Here is a 19402-nt window from a genome sequence, read left to right as displayed (position 1 = left end):
TTTTATATTTAACCTTAAATAAGTTCGCTGTAAATAATTAATTTATAATTAAAATGAAACTACACCCCACCCCCGATTTGAAATATTAATATAGAAATGAAATTTTCCCTTGCATTAATTTTATATTTTTCTATAATACACTAAAATCTTATTTTTTTATAATGTAATTTATAGGACTGTTAACAAAATAATTTTAAAGTTCTTATGATATTTTTATTTGATAAGAAATAATTTTGTACGATTCTTTAATAATTGTTTACCAAATGATTACAAAAAACTTTAAAAATGTTATTTTATAGTTGCTTATAATATTAATTCATGGTATTATTTCTACTTATAATTGGATAAGTTTAATGGTATAAAATTATTAATAACCAGGATAATATCTATTTTTGTTCAAAGAAAATTTTTAAATATAGACATAATTAGTAACCAAGGAGAAGATTAATGGGTAGAAAAAACGATATTATACAAAAAATCGATAGTTTTATAGGTAAGAAAATTTATTCTTTAAGACTAGCTAAGGGGTTGTCTCGTCAACAACTTGCTGAAGTAATTGATGTTACTCATCAACAATTACAAAAATACGAAAAAGCAATTAATAGAATTTCTGTAGGAAGGCTAGTACTAATCGCAGAAGCTTTAGATAGGAATATTGATTATTTCTTTGAAGGTTTAGAAGAAGCTAATAAACCGCAGCCTGTACATACTCAACATCAACGTATGTGCATTGAAGTTTCAAGAAATTTTATGAAAATTAATAGCACGGAAGAACAACAAGCCATTAATAATCTAGTAAAATGTTTAGCCGGAAAAGATAAGCTAAAAGCTAGCTCGTAAAATATTTAATTTATGCTTTTGTGACCCTCATTATAGGGAACAAGCTTCGACCAAATAGTCTCTATAATTATTTCTTAGCTAAAAGCAGCTTTGTAGAACTCTCTCAATGTCATTCCCGCGAAAGCGGGAATCTAGAAAAAGCAACCTTAATTGATAAAATAACCATATAAAAAACATGCTTCCTGCTTTCGCAGAAAGGTATTGTTGCGTGGACCACAAAACGCATTCGGTGTCATACCGTGGACAAGCCACGGGATTGATAGAGGTGAAACCGATCCACGTAACAAGGCTTCGCAGGAATGACATTGCTTGCCCTTATAACGCCAGTTTAGGATAAGAAGAGTTTAAGATTATCGAAAAAAGAGTTTAAAATATTAGTTTTAGTAATATTAAAAGCATTAACACAAGCTAGAATATGAACTAAAAAATTAGTAGGTGATCGATGCCTTGAGTGTTCAAGATTCATATTATTTTTTAGGACATTAAATACTGACTCAACCAACGACCTTTTTCTAAGCTGTATTTTATCTTCCATTTCCAATAAATGATTCTTCATATCTTTTCTAATTCCTGTAAATAAGCGTAATCCACGACCTAATAATTTAGTAAATATTTCCTTAGAAATATATCCCTTATCACCAAAGAGTTTACCTTGTAATCCATCAGTTATATCGTCTGCTACCGATAAATCACTATTATTTGCTTTGGTAATTTTGATCGCCATAATCGCTCCCTTATTGTTAATTACTATATGCAACTTAAACCCCATAAACCATCCATAACTACTCATCCCTATTTTAGCTATATACTTCTTTAACTTGAAAAGTTGGAAAATGAATATTTAGATGAGCGAATAATCAATGTTCTTATGGATAATTAATATCTAATACTACCAATTCTTCAGGTAAAAGAAGTATACCACTAAATACTTTATTGCTATTTGTACGTTTTGTATAACATATCGATAATTTAGTTGAATCTATGCAATAAATTCCTGTTTCCTCTCCTCTAAATAGTTGCAACATTATAACCAAGCGGTAGAATTAATCTTGACCATAATTGTATTATTCGACTATAACTTGGTAATTTAAAATAACCTCTATATTTATATGATAAGTGATATAAATAATAATTCTTAAAATCTTTGCACGGCGATATATAAAAATATAATACGATAGTTAAAAGCTCTGAAAGGCTTAAATTCCCTTCTCTCCGGCGTTTTCTATCTGTTGGTATTAATTTTTGCTTCTCCCATTCTTCATATATTTCACAAAAATTGTCTAGTATCTAAAATAAAGTTGTGATACATTTTTTCATTGTTGGGTTCTTGTTTTTTTGTTGAAAAACTTCAGTAACCCAACACTCTTAACTTGTAAATACTTTATTCTTATTCCATGCTTCTCTTCTTCCTTATCCTAAATTCGCGTTTATAACATACAGCATACAAATCTTGATTAGCGTGGCGGAAAGGAAGACTCTTTTTTAATAGGTATTGATTTATTTAAATTTTCCAACTGAATAATGCTATCTCTTGCATTCATTAATGCTCCCATAATTTTTATATTATCTTTGATATTAACTCTATCGCTTCCTACTACCATTTTAGCTTTTTCAATATCCGGCTCATCTTTACTTATAGGTTTTAATTCAGACTGTCCTGATACTACCCTTACATCTTCCGTTTTAACACTAGGGTTTTCAATTGCTTCTGCTCGTTTTTGGGCTTGTTCTTGTAATAACTTCTCTATAGTTTGTAAACGTACCTCTTTAGATAAAGTTTTATCATCAATTAAATTAGCTTTAATGAAACTTTGCTGTTCTTCAGTAGAAGATTTAGTACCAAATTCCTTTACCAGCTCATCTACTTTTTTTGTTGATTCAGCTTTAGTAGAAGATTTAGTACCAAATTCCTTTACCAGCTCATCTACTTTTTCTGTTGATTCAGCTTTTTTTTCTTCAAGAGTTTTAAGATTACCATCTGGAGAGAGCATAGCACGAAAATTATTGACTTTCTCAATTGCAAGCTTAGAGATATCATTTAATATACTGGAAGTTTTTTTCACAACTTCTTCTTCTGAGACTTCACGTTTTTCAGGATGAGCATCTAAAACAGGGGTAATAACATTTTTTAATGCATCAGCTACATCTTGGGCTTTGTTATATATATCATCGCGAGGCTTAGGTTCCTGTCCTTTTAACCCTTCAGTTAAATTTTGAGTTTCTCTATCTAAAGCTGCCTCACTCGCTGCATCTTTAAGAGGTTGTTTATCTTCCGGTATAGCAGTACTCTTATCAATCCCTCTAGAAACAGCTTTAGTCATTTCAGAAGTGATTTCAGGATTTGCTTTGCCTTCATAAATGCCATCTACTAACCCTTTAGTCATTAACTTTTTATCTTCCAAATCTGTTATACTTTCGGCTACCCCTTTTTCTACGGATTCTATAGCAGAAATCTTTTCTGTAGGTGCCATAGTTTCATGACTAGCTATAGCTTCTCCCATACCTTTAACAATGTCTGCTTTATCTTGACCGTTCCAAGGACTCTCAGCAACTACCTTAGTAATACTTTCGAGCGGTTCACCTTTTATTTCTGCTTTAATCGGACTATCTAAAACCTTTGTAGTAACATTTTGTATTGCCTCAGTTTTAGCGATAGTATTAAATGCAGGGTTAGCTAAAATACCTTGTACCTCTGTTATTTGGGCATTTTTAGTTTGTTCTGCTGTAATCTTATCGAAATTCTGCTGCATCAATTGTTGTTGTTCCGGACTGAGAACTTGGGCTTCTACACCTTTCTTTAATACAGAACCTAATAATTTTTGTTTTTCTGCATTGCTTAATTCAGAGGCATTAACATTATCACCTACTGCTATAAGCATTGTCCCTTTATCTTCAGTAGAAAGATTACTTTTTATTACAGTATCCGTAATACCGTCAATTGCCGCAGCTCTACTTGCATCATCTTTAAGACTTAAACCGACATCTACTGCCTTTTCTAACATCTGCTGTTTTTGCTTCGGTTCAAGATTCTCTGAATTTAAAGCTATAGCTACTGTAGCTTCAAGCATTTTTGATTTTTCTAGGTCTGGAGTATTCTGATCATTTTTTATGGTTTCTAATACCGCATTTACTCCAGCTACTTTTGTATCCGGTGTGAGGTCGTTATTATTGACCGTATTTTCAGTTAAAGCAATGATATTAGCCTGCTTTTCATTCTCATTATTAAGAATTGCCGCGGCTGCTTCGTTAATTAAATCAATTTGTTTATTACCGTCTTTTTCTTTTGTTAAACCTACATTTACATAATTTAATAAATCTTGCATGCTGCCTGATAAAGCTGTAGCTGCATTAAGGAGGTTTGGATTCACTTGTTGCGGCTGTGGCATTTGTGAAGTCTCAGGTTGCAGTGGTTGGTTGGCAGGAGTAATTGGCGGTACTTGTGTAGTGGTAGGCGTTTCAATAGATGATTTTAATTCTTGATTCGGAGTTATTATTGGTTGTGGTGTTTCCTGAGATCGACCTTGTACCTTTGTTAAATCTTCAGCTATAGTTTGTGATAAATCAACGCTCTGCCCTTGGTTTAGTTCTACCTCTTTCATCATTTCTTTATATTTACTGCGTGTTACCGCAAGTGTATAAATTTCTCCGCCATGCTCAATATAAGCTACCGCATCCGGTCCGTCTCCGGCAAATTTTAAAGGTTTCGGTGAGCTTATTTCTTTAAGTTGAGGTTTACCGTTTGGTCCTTCTTCGTAGTGAGCAGTAAAATATACTGCCTTATCTTTAGAGGGCTTTGTGCCATCAGCTTTTAATGCTACCATCGACAAATGCATCGACCCATCGGCTTTATCAAGTTTTATAGGAAAATCTATTGCTCTATATGAACTGATTTGAACCTGAGTACCGTCTTGTTTAGCTACAGTAAAAGGCTTAGTTTTAACAGTTGTTTCATTTAAGGTACAGAGTTCATCGCCTGCATCATTTCTAACTACCGTGGCTCTAAGATCGCTTGCACTTATTTGGTTTTCCCACTGTACGGGCTTAAATCCACCCTGATATCCATTAGCGGCACTATATGTTGAGAGAACATTTTTATAGCCAGCTATTTCTATTGATTCTAATTTCTTTTTAAGTTCAGGACTTTCTAAAGCCTTATCAATAAATTCTCTATTAGCCGGATTACCGAAAAAAGCACTTAATGTTTTATCTTTTTCTTTTTCCTCTTCTATTTCTTTTCTTTTTTGTTCAGCTAAATCACGGTCTGCAAGGGCTGCTAGGTCTTTTAATATTTGTTCTGCTATCTCATCTTTTTGTGGTTGTATAATTGTTTCTCTTACAGCCTTGGTTATTGGGTCTGATGTCTGACCGTCAGGGGAAATACTGCCCGATAAGCTACTGATTGAAGGAGTAGATTGAGTAGAAGATGTAGGAGTAAAGCTAAAACCATCATCAGCTTCTAGTTCTTGGGGTGTAGTTTGAGAAAAATACTCTTTTTGCTCTTGTTCTAATTTTTGCTTTTGTTCTTCTGTATATTCCTTATTTGCTAAAGGATCAAACTCACTTATATCGGGGTTATCGTCTTTACTTGCAGTACTACTAATAGGTTGAGCAGGAACAGCTTGCTCTTGTTTTTTTTCTTCGGTGTCTGACTCATATCCACTTTCATATCCAGGATTATCACTATCTTTATCTTTGCTCATAAAACCTCTAATTTAACCAAAAATTAATTAGCACAAACTGTTAAGTAATGAAGACTCTTCGTTGGTACCGATGTCATTCCCGCGAAAGCAGGAATGATATAAATAGCAGTTTGTATTATACTGTCAAAGATAGTATATAGAGATTTTAGTAATATCAAGAAAAAACTGATATTATTATTGAGAAAATTTAATAGAATTTTTATATTCTTTATTGAGTTCTTTAGTTGCCCAAAGCCAAGTTAAGCAAGTAATTATAAATATAATCATTAAACAGATGGAAATAGATTGATAACTAGCGGAAGGTAATATTATAAATACCAATGATTGTAAAAATGCACTACCGGATTTACCGAGTTTTGTACCTATCACGTCGGCAGCAGCTTTACCTTTTATTTTTATTTCCGGATCTAAAGGGACATAAGCCATTTCTTTTGTTGAATCAAATAAGGTATATTTGCTTGATTTACTAAGCACATTTTGAATAGCACCTATTGTTATAGCAATTAAAGCAGGATCGGTTAGAATAAAATTTGCTATTATTAAGCCGGCAAATCCTTCAAAGTTATTAACAGCAAAAAATAATATACCGGTAATAAAAACTATCAAAGGTGTGATAACAGCCGCTGTAAACCAGCCAAGTCTTCTAACTATATTTGAACCAAGTACGACAAATAAAATAGTAAATACTCCGGTGTAGCTCAAATAACTTCCTATAAAAGCTGCATATTCGGTTGGAGTTTTATAAATTTTAGTAGCTGCTGCTTTCCAAGGACCTTCTACTAAATTAATGGCAATGCCATAGCAGATAAGTAAAGTTGCAATTAATCTAATATTCCTTGACGATAGAATCATCTGAAAACTTTCGGCAATAGTCATAGATTTTTTCTTTGCTTTAAATTTGAGTAACGCCATATGCTCTTTATCTAGTACTTTATGATTAAGCAGCCAAAAAGTTTTAATAGCTATTATGCCTAAAATTAATACTATAGTTAGTATAATTTGTATAGAAAGTGTATGAAAAGACGATTGCAATGCAAATTTATTAGTTACGTAATCATTAATATTACTTAGATTTTCTAAAAACTGCCCTGCTAAATAAATACCTGTTTGACTAAGTAGACCGAATAACGGATAAAATCTTTTAGATTCTTCCACGGTAGTAATATTATTAACAAACTGCCAAAAAAGTAATGCAAAAACTACGTTTGGCCATAATTCAGCAATTATATAAAATAGTGAAAAACTCCATTTTGATAAAAGCAATATAAACCATTTTAAATTAGGTAAACTTGCCGTTAAATTTTGAACGGTTACAGGGCTTAAATGCAGTATTTCATGATTTGGAAAAATAACATAAGCAAATAGTGCAAAGAATGCCAAAAAAATTGATATAATAAGATAAAATATATTCTCTGCTTTCATCCTATTAACGAGTTTTACATAGATAGCAGTCATTAAGAAAGCTGACGGCATCACTCCCCAAAACTTCAAAAATGAGATAGTCTCGGCACCTATCATAGTAGTAACAATACTATCTTTTAAAGCTCTGATTAGATTTTGGATAAATAAAATACAGAACATTAATAAGGTGATGAATAAAAATTTAGAAACTTCGTGGCGTTTTATAGGCCAGATATAATCGGTAAGTTTGGAAAAACGGCTATTGATTTTAGAGGGAGGATTTTCTATATTACTGGAGTTAATAGTCATTATTTGGTCTAACCTATATCTTGCTATTGGCTAGAATTATATATTAAAGTTTTTCTAAACTTAAGTCAAGGATATACTCGTTTAATTTGAGGTATTAACTAAAAAGAGTTGATATCGTCATTGCTTCGTCGATTACTTCGTAATTCTTCTCGCAAGGCATTGTTGCGTGGACTGGTAAAATCCACTGTGTCACCCCGTGGCTTGACCACGGGGTCCATAAAAATAATAAACAAATACTAATAATTTTAGTATTTTAACTGGATCCCGTGGTCAAGCCACGGGATGACAGAGGTGAAATTGATCCACGCAACAATGTCTTCTCGCAATGACGAAAAAATTTTAAGTTATCAACCCTTCATTTTATGGGAGTATATTGAGTATATTAATGAATAGTTATTGGTTAAATATTTATAAACCAAGAGGTATAAGTTCTGCTAAACTGGTTAGCATGGTAAAAAAAATACTCGGTAAAGAAGTTAAGGTAGGACATGCCGGTACTTTAGATGTTGAAGCGGAAGGGATACTACCCCTTGCCGTAGGTGAAGCTACAAAGCTAATACAGCTGCTAATTGATGCTAGAAAAACCTATATTTTTACCGTAAAATTCGGACTACAAACCGATAGCGGCGATTATACCGGTAAAGTAATAGCAACGAAGGATTATATCCCTTCTCAAGAAGAGGCTTATGCCGTATGTTCTAAATTTATCGGTAACGTAACACAAATACCGCCGGCTTTTTCTGCTCTTAAAGTTAACGGTGTAAGAGCTTATAAATTGGCTAGAGAGGGGAAAGAAGTAGAATTAAAGCCACGAAATATAACTATTTTTAATCTAAAATGTTTAAATTTTGATGAGAAAAATGCTACCGCTACATACTATACGGAATGCTCAAAAGGTACTTATATAAGGACTTTAGCAGAAGATTTGGCATTGTCCTTGCAAAGTTTAGGATTTGTGATAGAATTACGCCGTACTCAGGTTGGAATATTTAAAGAAGAAAATGCTATCCGAATTAAATCACCTGACGAAATTACCAAAAATTTCCTAGAGGAAAAAAGCATAAAGATAGAAGCAATACTGGACGACATCCTGGTTCTTGATGCAACTGACAGCCAAGCACAGCAAATTAAATACGGACAGAAATGTTTATTTAATTATGAAAAAGAAATTAGTCTTTTATGGGTTCGCTATAGAGGCACTCTGCTTGCAATAGGTAGCTTAAACAAGAGTTGCTTTAATTCTTTACGAGTATTTAATTTAACACCATAGAATTCTTTTAAAACTGGAAGTCTATATATTTAAGGAGAAATTATCGATGTCGATTACACAAGAACGTAAACAACAATTAATTAAAGAATATGCTATAACGGAAAATGATACCGGTTCAAGTGCGGTGCAATGTGCTATCTTAACTGAAAGAATCAACAATTTAACCGAGCATTTTAAATCTAACCATAAAGATCATACTTCAAGACGTGGATTATTAATTTTAGTCGGACGCCGTCGTAGATTGCTTAACTATATTAAAAAGAATAATGTTAGCGAATATTTAGATTTAATAAGTAAGCTAGGAATTAGAAAGATTAAGTAGTACAAATGTCATACTACGACTGTCATCCCGTGGCTTGACCACGGGATGACACTTTGAATACAATATAAATTATGAAATGAGATAAATAGATGTTTAACGAAATAACTAAGAGTGTTACATGGAACGGGAAAGTTCTTGAGCTTAGTACAGGTAAGATAGCAAGGCAAGCTGACGGAGCAGTTACGGTAAAAATGGGTAATTCCGTTTTATTATGTACAGCAGTAGTAGCTAAAAAAGCAAAAGAAGGTATCGGCTTTTTTCCTTTAACGATTAATTATAGAGAAATGGCGTATGCTGCTGGTAAAATCCCTGGAGGATTTTTTAAACGTGAGGGAAAAGCATCAGATAGAGAAGTTTTAGTATCTCGTTTAATAGATAGACCGATTAGACCATTATTTCATCCGGCTTTTGTGAATGAAACGCATGTAACTTGCAGTGTTCTTTCATATGATCCTGAAACCCCGGTAGATATACTTGCAATTATTGGTGCATCGGCTGCCCTTAGCCTATCCCCTGCTCCTTATCTAGAAATAGTTGCTGCAAGTAAAGTCGGTTTAATCAATGGTGAATTTGTTTTAAATCCGACACTTGAATTATTTAAAACAAGTCAGCTTGATTTAGTAGTTGCAGGAACATCAGATTCAGTAATGATGGTTGAATCGGAAGCTCATTTACTCGCTGAAGAACAAATGTTAGAAGCTGTAAAATTTGGATTTGAAAGCTTCCAGCCGGTAATAAAGATAATTAAAGAACTAGCAGAAGAAGCTAAAAAACCAAAGCTTGAAATGCAAGATTTATACCCTGCCTCATTAAAGAAAGAAATTGAGAAGTTCTTTGTAAAAGAAATTGAACAAGCTTTTGCGATTAAATCTAAACAGGAACGTAGTACTAATTTAGATTTAATACCTGAAAAAGTTCTTACACATTTTGTAAGCGACATAGAAAATAAAAAATATAGTAATTATCAAATCGAATCGGCTTTAAAATCTATTGAATCAGATATATTACGTAACGAGATTTTAGAAAAAAATAGACGTATCGATGGAAGAAGTACCACGGATATAAGACAAATTGCTTGTGAAATAGGTTTATTACCTTCCGCACACGGTTCAGCTTTATTTACTAGAGGCGAGACGCAAAGCTTAGTTAGTACTACATTCGGTACTAGTTTAGATGAGCAGATAGTTGACAGTTTAGAGGGTGAGTATAAAGAACGTTTTATGCTTAATTATATTTTTCCGTCCTACTCTGTAAATGAAGCAATGCCGATGAAAGCACCTAGTCGTCGTGAAGTCGGACACGGTAAACTCGCATGGCGTGCTATTAATCCAATATTACCTAATAAGGTACAATTTCCTTATTCTATTAGAGTAGTTGCTGAAACTACGGAGTCTAACGGTTCTTCTTCAATGGCAACAGTTTGCGGTAGTTCTCTTGCTTTAATGTATGCCGGCGTACCGATAAAAGCACCGGTTGCGGGTATTGCTATGGGGCTTGTTAAGGAAGGCAAAAAATTTGCGGTATTATCCGACATTCTTGGAGATGAAGATTATTTCGGTGATATGGACTTTAAGGTTGCAGGAACTAGTGAAGGGATTACTGCATTACAAATGGATATCAAAATATCCGGAGTAGATTTTAAAATAATGAAAGTAGCTTTAGAGCAAGCACGACTCGGTCGTTTGCATATACTTGAGCAAATGAATAAAGTTATTAGTAAACCAAATAGCGAACTAAGTAAAAATGCTCCTTCTACTACTACTATAAAAATAGATAAGGATAAAATTAGAGATATTATAGGACCGGGCGGTAAAGTAATAAAGGAAATTTGTGAAACTAGCGGTGCTAAAATAGATATAATCGATGACGGCAGCGTTTCTGTTTATGCTTCAGATAGAGATAAGCTAAAAGTCGCTTTAGATAAAATTAGAGCTATTGCCGTTGAACCTGAAATCGGTGAAATATTTAACGGTACGGTAATGAAAGTCTTAGATTCCGGTGCTTTTATTAATTATTTAGGTAATAAAGACGGCTTTGTTCATATTAGTGAAATTTCAGAAGAAAGAATAGAAACGGTTAGCAGTGTTTTAAAACAAGGCGATATAGTAAAAGTTAAGCTGATAGGCTTTGATAATAAAGGCAAAGCAAAACTAACTATTAAAAATGCCGATAAGGATAAATCTTCAAATAATCCAAAGCCAAAAAATAATGTTAATAATGCTAAGGAAAATTCAGAACCTGAGCGACGTGATTCTAGTAAAAAACGAGCTTGGAATGAAGATAATAATGCTGAAACTGCTGAAGTAATTACAGAACGTAAGTATTTTAATTAAATGTCATTCCAGCAACAGCGGGAATCCAGCATAAAGCGAGATAAATCGAGCTTTTAACTGCAAAAATTTGCTGTTTTATACTTATTTTTCTGGATCCCCGCCTACGCGGGGATGACATAAGTACAAAGCCAATAATAACAATGAACCACACAAATAATTACCAAATCATCGCAAAGAGGGTTATTTCTAGTGAAGCAAGTGCTTTAGAAAAATTATCTGAAAATATCCCTGAAGACTTTAACAGAATTATAGAATTTTTACTATCTTTCAAAGGACGGATAATCCTAACCGGCATAGGCAAAAGCGGTTATATTGCAAGAAAAATAGCTTCTAGCTTTTCTTCAACCGGTATGCCTGCTTTTTATTTACATCCAGCAGAGGCAAGTCACGGCGATTTAGGTATGGTGACCAGAAATGATCTAGTAATTATGCTATCTAATTCCGGTGAAACTAAAGAGCTATTTAATATAATTGAATATTGCAAGAACTCTTCCATAAAAATTGCTGCAATGACAATGAATAAAAATTCCACTTTAGCTAAAAGAAGCGATTTTTTATTAATAGTACCTGAATATCCGGAAGCTTCTGTAATTGGAGCTCCTACTATATCATCTTTAATAATGTTATCACTAGGTGATGCTTTAATGACTGTTATACATGAAAAACGAGGCTTTACTAAAGATGATTTTAAAATTTATCATCCGGGAGGTACAATCGGTGCTAATTTAACAAAAATTAAAAACCTAATGCGTAGCGGTGATGAAATACCTTTAGTATATGAAGATACTTCCTTTGCTGAAACGATAATTATTATGAATAAAAAACGTTTAGGTTGTACACTTGTCACGGATAAAAACCAAAATTTGATAGGGATTATAACCGACGGGGATTTACGTCGTCATATTAACGATCAAATGCACTTAAAAACAGCATCAAGCATTATGACCAAAAACCCTATTCATATCTCATCGGAAATATTTGCAAAAGAGGCTTTAAATTTAATGAAAGCCAAGAATATCACTAATATACCGATTGTTGATGATAATATTATCATAGGCATTATTCATATTCATGATTTACTACGCATGGGAGTTAGCTGAAATCTATGCCTTCTTCTTATAAACGGCGAAAAAAAATTTGGAAATCTGTATATCTTTTAATAATAGTTGGAATTTTGTATATAGGATATATATTAATTAAAAGCGGTTATATTAATGAAGAAAATGATATTAACGTTACAAAAAAAAGTTTAAAAGATACTAAAAATTTTGATTTAAAATATAATATTATATTGAAAGATTCAATTTTTGAAGGAGTAAATAAAAATTTAAATGCGTATAAAATTAAAACTGAGCGAGCTATAAAAGAGTCGGATAACAAATATAAACTAGATATAATAAATGCTATTTATAACGTAAATCAAGACCAAACTCTTATTATCAATGCGAAAGAAGGCTTTTTAGATGAAGAATCAAACATATTAGATTTAAAAAACGATGTAAAACTTTTTTTTGATGAGATCATATTTAACACTAACGATGCAAGGATTGATTTAGTAAATAAGAATATAACCGGCAACTCCTCTGCTAAATTACTTTATAAAAACTCTTCAATTACTTCAGATAGTTTTAATACGAAGGATGAAAATAATATTATAATTTTTAAAGGCAATGTCTCTACAATCATCGATTTATCGGATTATTAAACTTGTAGTATTTCTTACTATTAGTATATCTATATATGCTAATGATAAAAATATTTCAAATTTACATATAACATCTGATACTTTAATTATTGATAGAATAAAACAAAAAGCAGAATATCTTGGAAATGTTGTTGTTTACTTCGATAATGCGATACTTAGAACGAAAGAATTATATATTTTTTATAAAACAATAGATGATAAACAAACTATTGATTATATAGTTATTCCGACCAAATTGACTGTAGAAAGAAAAATAAATAATGAATTATTACTTGCAGATAGTGCTAAATATTTTTTTGATGACAAGCAACTTATTCTACTCGGTAATGTAATATTACAGCGTGATGATAATGTCTTAAACACTAATAAACTAATCTATTATGTAGATATTGTTAAGAAATAGCTTTATGGATTGAAAAATCCTCTTTATGTCATTCCTGCGAAAGCAGGAATCCAAATAATAAAAAAATAAATTATAAAAGCTTCTATAACCTTTAAAATTTTTTCTAGATTCCTGCTTTCGCAGGAATGACATAAAGAGCAACAAACAAAAAATAAAAAAGATGGACAGCTTACAAGTTAAAAATATATCAAAATCCTACAAAAAAAGGAATATATTAACTGATATATCTCTGAATATAAAACAAGGAGAGATAGTTGGTTTATTCGGTCCTAACGGAGCCGGTAAAACAACTTGTTTTAACATTATTATCGGTTTAATGAAACCGGACTCAGGACAATTACTTTTAAACGATATAAATATTACCAACCTACCTATTTATTTACGAGCAAGGCTTGGAATCGGCTATCTTCTTCAAGAACCTTCAATTTTTCGGGGATTATCAGTTGAGGATAATATTAAGGCTGTAGTTGAGATCTCTGAAAATGATAAGGAAGTAATTGAACAAAAAACCCATAATTTACTAGAGAAATTTTCGATAGTTCATTTAAAAGATTTATCCGCTGCTAGCTTATCAGGCGGTGAAAGGCGTAGGCTTGAGATTGCACGTTCACTTGCAATAGAGCCTAAATTTATCATGCTTGATGAACCGCTTGCCGGTATTGACCCGCTTGCTATTTCCGATATCAAAAATCTAATTACTTATTTACGTGAGTTTAATATAGGCATATTAATTACCGACCATAACGTACGTGATACTCTAGATATAGTCGACCGTGCTTACGTTATTTTTGAGGGTAAAGTATTATTAGAAGGAAGTGCTAAGGAAATAGCAAACAGCAAAAAAGTTAAGGAAGTGTATTTAGGTGAAAGCTTTAGTTTTTAGACTATGTGTCATCCCGTGCTAGGTTGTCACCCCGTGGCTTGACCACGGGGTCCATAAAAACAGCTTATGATATTAATAATTTTAGGGTTTTTTATGCAAATTAACAAAGAAATTTTTAGAGCTTATGATATAAGAGGCAACAGCCTTAAGGATTTAACAGAAGAAGTAGCTTATAAAATCGGCTTTTGTTTCGCTGAGATGACTATAACAAAAGATAATAGCAAAATCTGTGTTGGTTTAGACGGTCGGCTCAGCTCCCCTGCCCTTTGTAAAGCTTTAGAGTTAGGACTAACCGATGCAGGAGCTGAAATCATAAATATTGGCGTAGTTCCAACTCCTGTATTATATTTTGCCGATAAACACTTTATGCCTGCCGGTAGTATTATGGTTACGGGATCGCATAACCCGCGTGACGATAACGGCTTTAAAATGCTGCAAAACGGCAAATCTTTTTTCGGTGATCAGATACAGGAGTTATTGATGAGGATTAATGTCATACCGTGGTTTGACCACGGTATCCATAGCGATATTAACTGGATCCCGCGGTCAAGCCGCGGGATGACAACAGCTCCTTACGACATACAATCTAAATACCTAAAAAATATTTTAGACGGAATAAGCATTAATCCTAAATTAAAAGTAGCTTGGGACTCCGGTAACGGAGCAACCGGCGATATTATTGAAGAACTTAAAAAGTATCTCTCAAACAAGAATATAATCATAAATAGTAAGATTGACGGGAATTTTCCAAGTTATCATCCCGACCCTACCACCCCTGCTAATTTACAAGAGCTAATTAAATTAGTTAAAGGACAAAATTGTGACCTTGGTATAGCTTTTGACGGTGACGGTGATAGAATCGGTATTGTAAGCGGAAGCGGTAAGATATTATTCGGTGATCAAATTTTATGTATATTTGCTGAGGATATTTTACAAGAAACCCCTAATGCTACCATAATAGTCGATGTAAAAGCCAGTCAGTTAATAGTTGATAGAATTAGGTCATTTGGCGGGAATCCTATAATATGGCGAACAGGTCACCCTTTTATTAAAAGCAAAATGCTTGAGACAAAGGCTTTACTCGCCGGTGAAATGAGCGGGCATATATTCTTTGCCGATAAATATTTTGGCTTTGATGACGCAATTTATGCAGCCCTTAGATTTTTAGATTTACTTAGCAAATTGGATAAAACGCTAGATGAAATAATGGAAGATTTACCGAAAAGCTATAGTACACCGGAAATTAAAATTTTTGTTTCTTCAGAGTTAAAATTACAAATTATTAAAGAGATTAAAGAAAAATTATTAGAAGAGAAAATAGAGTTTAATGATATAGACGGTGTACGGGTAAATACCGAGCATGGTTGGTGGTTACTACGTAGCTCTAATACCGAATCTATTATAGTTGCAAGGGCTGAATCAGCTAGTAAAAACGGTTTAGAGAAAATAATAACTATAATTAATAAATATCTTAAAAAATACGGGCTATTAATTAATTATTAAAAAATTATTGCTTTCTAAAATATTATTTTATATATTTTTCTCATATTAAATTAATATAAGGAGAAATTATATGTCAAAAACCTCATATCAAATAGACTCCGTCAATATATCACCTGTTGATACTGATAATAAATTAGTTACAGTAATGCCAACAGATGCAGGTGCAAATGCATTGAATATTTACATTCCTTACAGAAATGAACCATTAATAATACAAAATAAAGACCTTGAACCTACTAATCAGGAAGGTATTTTAAAACTTAACAATGATGTAGTTTTATCTAATGGCTTACGTAGCTTAATTGTTGACTACACTGAGATAAGAAACATTTTTGACGGTCCAACTATTAGTTATGAATATATATCTAATCGAATAACATTTGGTGAACCGGTGGATGAGGCTCAGGCTTTAGGTGATGCTAAGGCTGATGAAACTGAAACCGTTTAATTCCTGCGAGGTGTTGCCAATGTGGATACCACCCCGTCATTGCGAGCAGCCGTAGGCTGCGTGGCAATCCAGAAAAATAATAAAAAAATTCTGTAAATCAGAATTTTTTACTGGATTGCTTCGTCGAATTACTACGTAATTCTTCTCGCAATGACGGAAAACCGAGCCATGCAATAACCCAGTAATTATAAACTAACTATATATCAGTGACAAAGAAAGAAATAGTAATACTATGCGGGCCGACTGCTAGCGGAAAATCTTATTTAGGTCATGAATTTGCCAAAGCTTATAATGGAGAGATAGTAAACATTGATTCAATGCAAGTTTACAAAGAAATCCCTATTATTACCGCCTCCCCTCTGAAAAGCTATACAGCTGAAGTTACTTACCATTTATATAATTTTCTATCAATTACGGAAGATTTCTCAGTAATAAAATATCTAAAACTTGCGACAGAAAAAATAAAAGAAATAGCTGCGAGAGGTAAACTCCCTATATTAATAGGTGGAACGGGTTTATATATCAATTCTTTAGTTTTCGGCTATAATAATATTCCTGATATATCAGAAGATTTACGAGAACAAGTAAGAAACTTACATACTGAAATAGGTAATATAGAATTATGGAATAAATTAGAGGAGCTTGACACGCTTGCTGCTTCTAAAATAAACCAAAATGATACTCAGCGTTTAATTAGAGCTTATGAAGTATTCTTGCAAACCGGTAAATCTATTTTTTCCTTTCAAACTTTACCAAAAGAACAAATCTTATCTGATTTTAATTTCAAAATTATTTTCTTAAATCCTGAACGAAAATTTTTGTATAAGACATGCGATGAGCGTTTAGATAAGATATTTAACGAAGGGGCAATTGACGAAATCGCTTTGATAAAAAAACAATTCACCCTGCAAGATTATTCAAATTTAAAAGCAGTAGGAGTAAAAGAAATTTTAGCTTATTTAGACGGTCACCTTACTTTAGATGAAGCTTTAAATGCAGCTCAAATACGAACCCGTCATTATGCTAAAAGACAAGTGACTTGGTTTAAAAATCAGATACAAGATAAAACTACATTAGAATATTCTAACCAAGAAGAGTTTGCACAAATATTAAATATTACTATAACTGGAGCAAAATAAAAATGATACGCTGTCATCCCGTGATTTATTCTATAGTACTGGACATTTTTCGTTCCATGTCATTCCCGCGTATGCGGGAATCCAGTAAAGTAAAGCTTTTAAAAAAAATCTTTAAAAGCCCTGGATTCCGTGGTCGTAGCCACGGAATGACAAATTAATAATATCTCTTTTTTGATATATATAGTTTATCTATTTATTTCTTCTTTCTTTTTATTATTAGAAATAGGAGTAATGGAAAGTGTATTTGTTTTAGATCCTACAATATTAATCTTACTATTTAAATTTGAGACGATGTTTTGTGCTTCTTTTAATACATCAGCCGGAACTTTATTTTCTAATTCTACAGGTACCTTATCAGATTTAAAATAACCAACTCCCGCTTTAACGACATTTGGTATTTGTTTTATAATATTCAGTGTTTGACCTTCTTTCCAAACTAAACTACCTATACTAGTAGCGACATTAATATATTTTTTATTTTCAATATTTTCTAAGATTTGAACCAGCTTATCCGGTTGATTGAGCATATATCTCTAGTAAATGAAAAATTGTCAAAGAAGTCAGCAAGTGTTATTAAGTAAGAATGGATTTATAGAAAATTAACATCAGTAGAAAAAGAAGAATTAAAGCTTTACCATAGAAGCGAAAGGGATAAGAGGATTTGTGATAGAATCAAAGCTGTTTTCATGTATGATGATAGCTATAGTATTGATGAGATATCGAAAGTGTTATTACTGAGTGATGGGGAGGGATAAGAAAACATTTAATAGATTATCATAATGCTCAGAAGCTTAAGCCTGGAAATGGCGGTAGTGATAGTAAACTTACTAGACAGGAGGAAGCAGAGTTAATAGTTCATCTAGAAAATAATAATTATGTATATGCTAGAGATATAGGTTTGTTCATAGAACGTCAATATGGAGTAATCTATACATTAGCTGGGGTAGTCAAGCTGTTACACAGACTTGGTTTTAGTTATAAGAAACCTAAGTTAATTCCTGGAAAAATAGATTTAGCTAAGCAAGAGGAATTTAAGCTGCAATATAGTTTGCTAAAAAATAATTTAGCTAAAGATGAGTCTATTTATTTTATGGATAGTGTTCATCCTCAATACCAAACTCGAGCAAGATTTGGTTGGATTAGAAAGAATGTAGTTAAAACATTACCAAGTTTCAGTGGTTGGAAGCGTAAACATATTATGGGAGTGTTGAGCTATGAAGAGTAAAAGGTTATAATGTGATAAAAAAATAAGAAAGTAAAAAATGTCAGAGCATCAAATAACAATGGTCAGTTTAGATGAATTAGTTAGCCCGGAACATCAATATCGTAAATTTAAAAGTTAATTTAATTTCAAAGTAGTTGAAAGAGAGTTATTAGCGATAGAAACTGAAGCTAATTATAAAGGCTATGGAGCATTGAGGTTATTTAAATGTTTACTTCTACAATTTATGGAAGACTTATCTGATCGAGAATTAGAACGTTATTTCGCTGATAGTAATGCCGGCAAATGGTTTTGTGATTTTGCTCTTACAGAGACGACTCCAGATTATAGTGTGTTTAGTAAAATACGTAAGAAAATAGGTACTAACTTACTATCAAAAATATTTGCAAACTTTAGAGAACAACTACGAAAGCAAGGTTATATGAGCGAGGTATTTACCTTTGTAGATGCCTCTCATTTGATCTCAAAAGCTAGTCTTTGGACAGAACGTGATGAGTTGAGGAAGCAAAAATATGACAAGCTAAATAATGAGACTTTGCCCAAAGTTGCGAATGATAAACAAGCTAAAATTGGTTGTAAAGGAGGTAATAAGTTTTGGTATGGTTATAAAAAACATGTTAGCGTTGATATCCAATCAGGGATTATTAATAAGGTTGCAGTTACCTCTGCAAATGTTACTGATAGCAAAGGTTTTAAACACGTTATGCCACGCTCCGGTGCTGCATATGTAGATAAAGCATATTGTACAAAGTCTACCAAAGATACAGCAACTAGGCAAGAAGTGCATCTTTGTGCTGTAAAGAAAAATAACATGAAAGATAAAAATTTTGACCTTGATAGATATTATATACTTCTTTAACTTGAAAAGTTGGAAAATGAATATTTAGATGAGCGAATAATCAATGTTCTTATGGATAATTAATA

Annotated in this window: 15 protein-coding genes and 5 pseudogenes; 15 read left to right on the top strand and 5 right to left on the bottom strand. The window is 32.6% G+C overall.

All coding sequences use genetic code 11. The features are described 5' to 3' along the window. The first annotated feature begins 447 nt into the window (after positions 1-447). Complete coding sequence (locus tag AC5584_RS03605) at positions 448-840, top strand: helix-turn-helix domain-containing protein (protein ID WP_499216845.1); 393 nt, start codon at positions 448-450, stop codon at positions 838-840. A gap of 328 nt (positions 841-1168) precedes the next feature. Here the strand turns inward: AC5584_RS03605 and AC5584_RS03600 are convergent. The 3 genes and pseudogenes from AC5584_RS03600 to tlc4 form a co-directional block, all read right to left on the bottom strand. After that, positions 1169-2127 (bottom strand): annotated as a pseudogene (locus AC5584_RS03600) (IS982 family transposase). A gap of 167 nt (positions 2128-2294) precedes the next feature. After that, complete coding sequence (locus AC5584_RS03595) at positions 2295-5540, bottom strand: Sca4 family spreading effector (protein WP_499216844.1); 3246 nt, start codon at positions 5538-5540, stop codon at positions 2295-2297. 174 nt (positions 5541-5714) lie between these two features. Next, complete coding sequence (tlc4, locus tag AC5584_RS03590) at positions 5715-7250, bottom strand: NTP/NDP exchange transporter Tlc4 (RefSeq protein WP_499216843.1); 1536 nt, start codon at positions 7248-7250, stop codon at positions 5715-5717. 385 nt (positions 7251-7635) lie between these two features. Here tlc4 and truB point away from each other — a divergent pair, with 385 nt between their 5' ends. From truB to pnp, 3 genes are all read left to right on the top strand, one after another. Then, complete coding sequence (gene truB / locus AC5584_RS03585) at positions 7636-8520, top strand: tRNA pseudouridine(55) synthase TruB (RefSeq protein ID WP_499216842.1); 885 nt, start codon at positions 7636-7638, stop codon at positions 8518-8520. Positions 8521-8566: 46 nt separating this feature from the next. Next, positions 8567-8842, top strand: coding sequence for a 30S ribosomal protein S15 (gene rpsO, locus AC5584_RS03580; RefSeq protein ID WP_410526541.1), 276 nt, complete (start codon positions 8567-8569; stop codon positions 8840-8842). A gap of 89 nt (positions 8843-8931) precedes the next feature. Then, the gene (gene pnp, locus AC5584_RS03575) at positions 8932-11175 is read left to right on the top strand and encodes a polyribonucleotide nucleotidyltransferase (protein ID WP_499216841.1); all 2244 of its coding nucleotides are present in this window, start codon (positions 8932-8934) and stop codon (positions 11173-11175) included. Here pnp and AC5584_RS03570 read toward each other — a convergent pair. Then, entirely contained in the window at positions 11168-11293 is a 126-nt protein-coding gene (locus AC5584_RS03570; RefSeq protein ID WP_410526539.1) for a hypothetical protein, read from the bottom strand. The two genes, pnp and AC5584_RS03570, sit on opposite strands and share 8 nt — an antisense overlap. A gap of 22 nt (positions 11294-11315) precedes the next feature. On the opposite strand from AC5584_RS03570, the gene AC5584_RS03565 reads away from it, so the two are divergent. The 9 genes and pseudogenes from AC5584_RS03565 to miaA all read left to right on the top strand — a co-directional run bounded on the left by AC5584_RS03565 (position 11316) and on the right by miaA (position 17256). Beyond that, on the top strand, positions 11316-12275 hold the full coding sequence (locus tag AC5584_RS03565) for a KpsF/GutQ family sugar-phosphate isomerase (RefSeq protein WP_499216840.1): 960 nt from the start codon (positions 11316-11318) through the stop codon (positions 12273-12275). A 5-nt stretch (positions 12276-12280) separates the two neighbouring features. Beyond that, on the top strand, positions 12281-12880 hold the full coding sequence (lptC, locus tag AC5584_RS03560) for an LPS export ABC transporter periplasmic protein LptC (protein WP_040255623.1): 600 nt from the start codon (positions 12281-12283) through the stop codon (positions 12878-12880). Then, positions 12846-13283, top strand: coding sequence for an LptA/OstA family protein (locus tag AC5584_RS03555; RefSeq protein WP_499216839.1), 438 nt, complete (start codon positions 12846-12848; stop codon positions 13281-13283). Before lptC ends, AC5584_RS03555 begins: the two co-directional genes overlap by 35 nt. A gap of 160 nt (positions 13284-13443) precedes the next feature. Further along, on the top strand, positions 13444-14166 hold the full coding sequence (gene lptB, locus AC5584_RS03550) for an LPS export ABC transporter ATP-binding protein (RefSeq protein ID WP_045812987.1): 723 nt from the start codon (positions 13444-13446) through the stop codon (positions 14164-14166). A 93-nt stretch (positions 14167-14259) separates the two neighbouring features. Then, positions 14260-14655: pseudogene (locus AC5584_RS03545) on the top strand (phosphomannomutase/phosphoglucomutase); the annotation flags it as partial. Positions 14656-14742: 87 nt separating this feature from the next. Next, a pseudogene (locus tag AC5584_RS03540) lies at positions 14743-15669 on the top strand (phosphomannomutase/phosphoglucomutase); the annotation flags it as partial. 70 nt (positions 15670-15739) lie between these two features. Next, positions 15740-16117 (top strand): hypothetical protein, encoded by a 378-nt coding sequence (locus AC5584_RS03535; protein WP_499216838.1) that lies wholly within the window; start codon positions 15740-15742, stop codon positions 16115-16117. Positions 16118-16175: 58 nt separating this feature from the next. Continuing rightward, a pseudogene (locus AC5584_RS03530) lies at positions 16176-16278 on the top strand (lytic transglycosylase domain-containing protein); the annotation flags it as partial. 45 nt (positions 16279-16323) lie between these two features. Continuing rightward, positions 16324-17256: a tRNA (adenosine(37)-N6)-dimethylallyltransferase MiaA gene (gene miaA / locus AC5584_RS03525; RefSeq protein WP_499216837.1), complete on the top strand. Its 933-nt coding sequence runs from the start codon at positions 16324-16326 to the stop codon at positions 17254-17256. Positions 17257-17441: 185 nt separating this feature from the next. On the opposite strand, the pseudogene AC5584_RS03520 reads toward miaA, so the two are convergent. Beyond that, positions 17442-17783: pseudogene (locus AC5584_RS03520) on the bottom strand (hypothetical protein); the annotation flags it as partial. A 224-nt stretch (positions 17784-18007) separates the two neighbouring features. Between AC5584_RS03520 and AC5584_RS03515 the strand changes: the two are divergent. Both AC5584_RS03515 and AC5584_RS03510 read left to right on the top strand, forming a co-directional pair. Continuing rightward, on the top strand, positions 18008-18481 hold the full coding sequence (locus tag AC5584_RS03515) for a winged helix-turn-helix domain-containing protein (protein WP_499216940.1): 474 nt from the start codon (positions 18008-18010) through the stop codon (positions 18479-18481). Between the two features lie 154 nt (positions 18482-18635). Then, on the top strand, positions 18636-19337 hold the full coding sequence (locus AC5584_RS03510) for a transposase (RefSeq protein ID WP_499216907.1): 702 nt from the start codon (positions 18636-18638) through the stop codon (positions 19335-19337). Positions 19338-19402 lie beyond the last annotated feature (65 nt).

The organism is Rickettsia endosymbiont of Villa modesta (assembly GCF_964026485.1).
Lineage (GTDB): Bacteria > Pseudomonadota > Alphaproteobacteria > Rickettsiales > Rickettsiaceae > Rickettsia > Rickettsia asembonensis.
The sequence above is the reverse complement of the archived record's forward strand: the minus strand, read 5'-3'. Positions and strand labels throughout refer to the sequence as shown.

What these genes read in the sequence shown, in the direction of transcription:
- AC5584_RS03595 (WP_499216844.1), bottom strand. Translation starts at nt 5,540, where the DNA reads ATGAGCAAAGATAAAGATAGTGATAATCCTGGATATGAAAGTGGATAT.
- AC5584_RS03570 (WP_410526539.1), bottom strand. Translation starts at nt 11,293, where the DNA reads ATGTCATCCCCGCGTAGGCGGGGATCCAGAAAAATAAGTATAAAACAG.
- lptB (WP_045812987.1), top strand. Translation starts at nt 13,444, where the DNA reads ATGGACAGCTTACAAGTTAAAAATATATCAAAATCCTACAAAAAAAGG.
- truB (WP_499216842.1), top strand. Translation starts at nt 7,636, where the DNA reads ATGAATAGTTATTGGTTAAATATTTATAAACCAAGAGGTATAAGTTCT.
- lptC (WP_040255623.1), top strand. Translation starts at nt 12,281, where the DNA reads ATGCCTTCTTCTTATAAACGGCGAAAAAAAATTTGGAAATCTGTATAT.
- AC5584_RS03565 (WP_499216840.1), top strand. Translation starts at nt 11,316, where the DNA reads ATGAACCACACAAATAATTACCAAATCATCGCAAAGAGGGTTATTTCT.
- tlc4 (WP_499216843.1), bottom strand. Translation starts at nt 7,250, where the DNA reads ATGACTATTAACTCCAGTAATATAGAAAATCCTCCCTCTAAAATCAAT.
- AC5584_RS03605 (WP_499216845.1), top strand. Translation starts at nt 448, where the DNA reads ATGGGTAGAAAAAACGATATTATACAAAAAATCGATAGTTTTATAGGT.
- AC5584_RS03555 (WP_499216839.1), top strand. Translation starts at nt 12,846, where the DNA reads ATGTCTCTACAATCATCGATTTATCGGATTATTAAACTTGTAGTATTT.
- rpsO (WP_410526541.1), top strand. Translation starts at nt 8,567, where the DNA reads ATGTCGATTACACAAGAACGTAAACAACAATTAATTAAAGAATATGCT.
- pnp (WP_499216841.1), top strand. Translation starts at nt 8,932, where the DNA reads ATGTTTAACGAAATAACTAAGAGTGTTACATGGAACGGGAAAGTTCTT.
- AC5584_RS03535 (WP_499216838.1), top strand. Translation starts at nt 15,740, where the DNA reads ATGTCAAAAACCTCATATCAAATAGACTCCGTCAATATATCACCTGTT.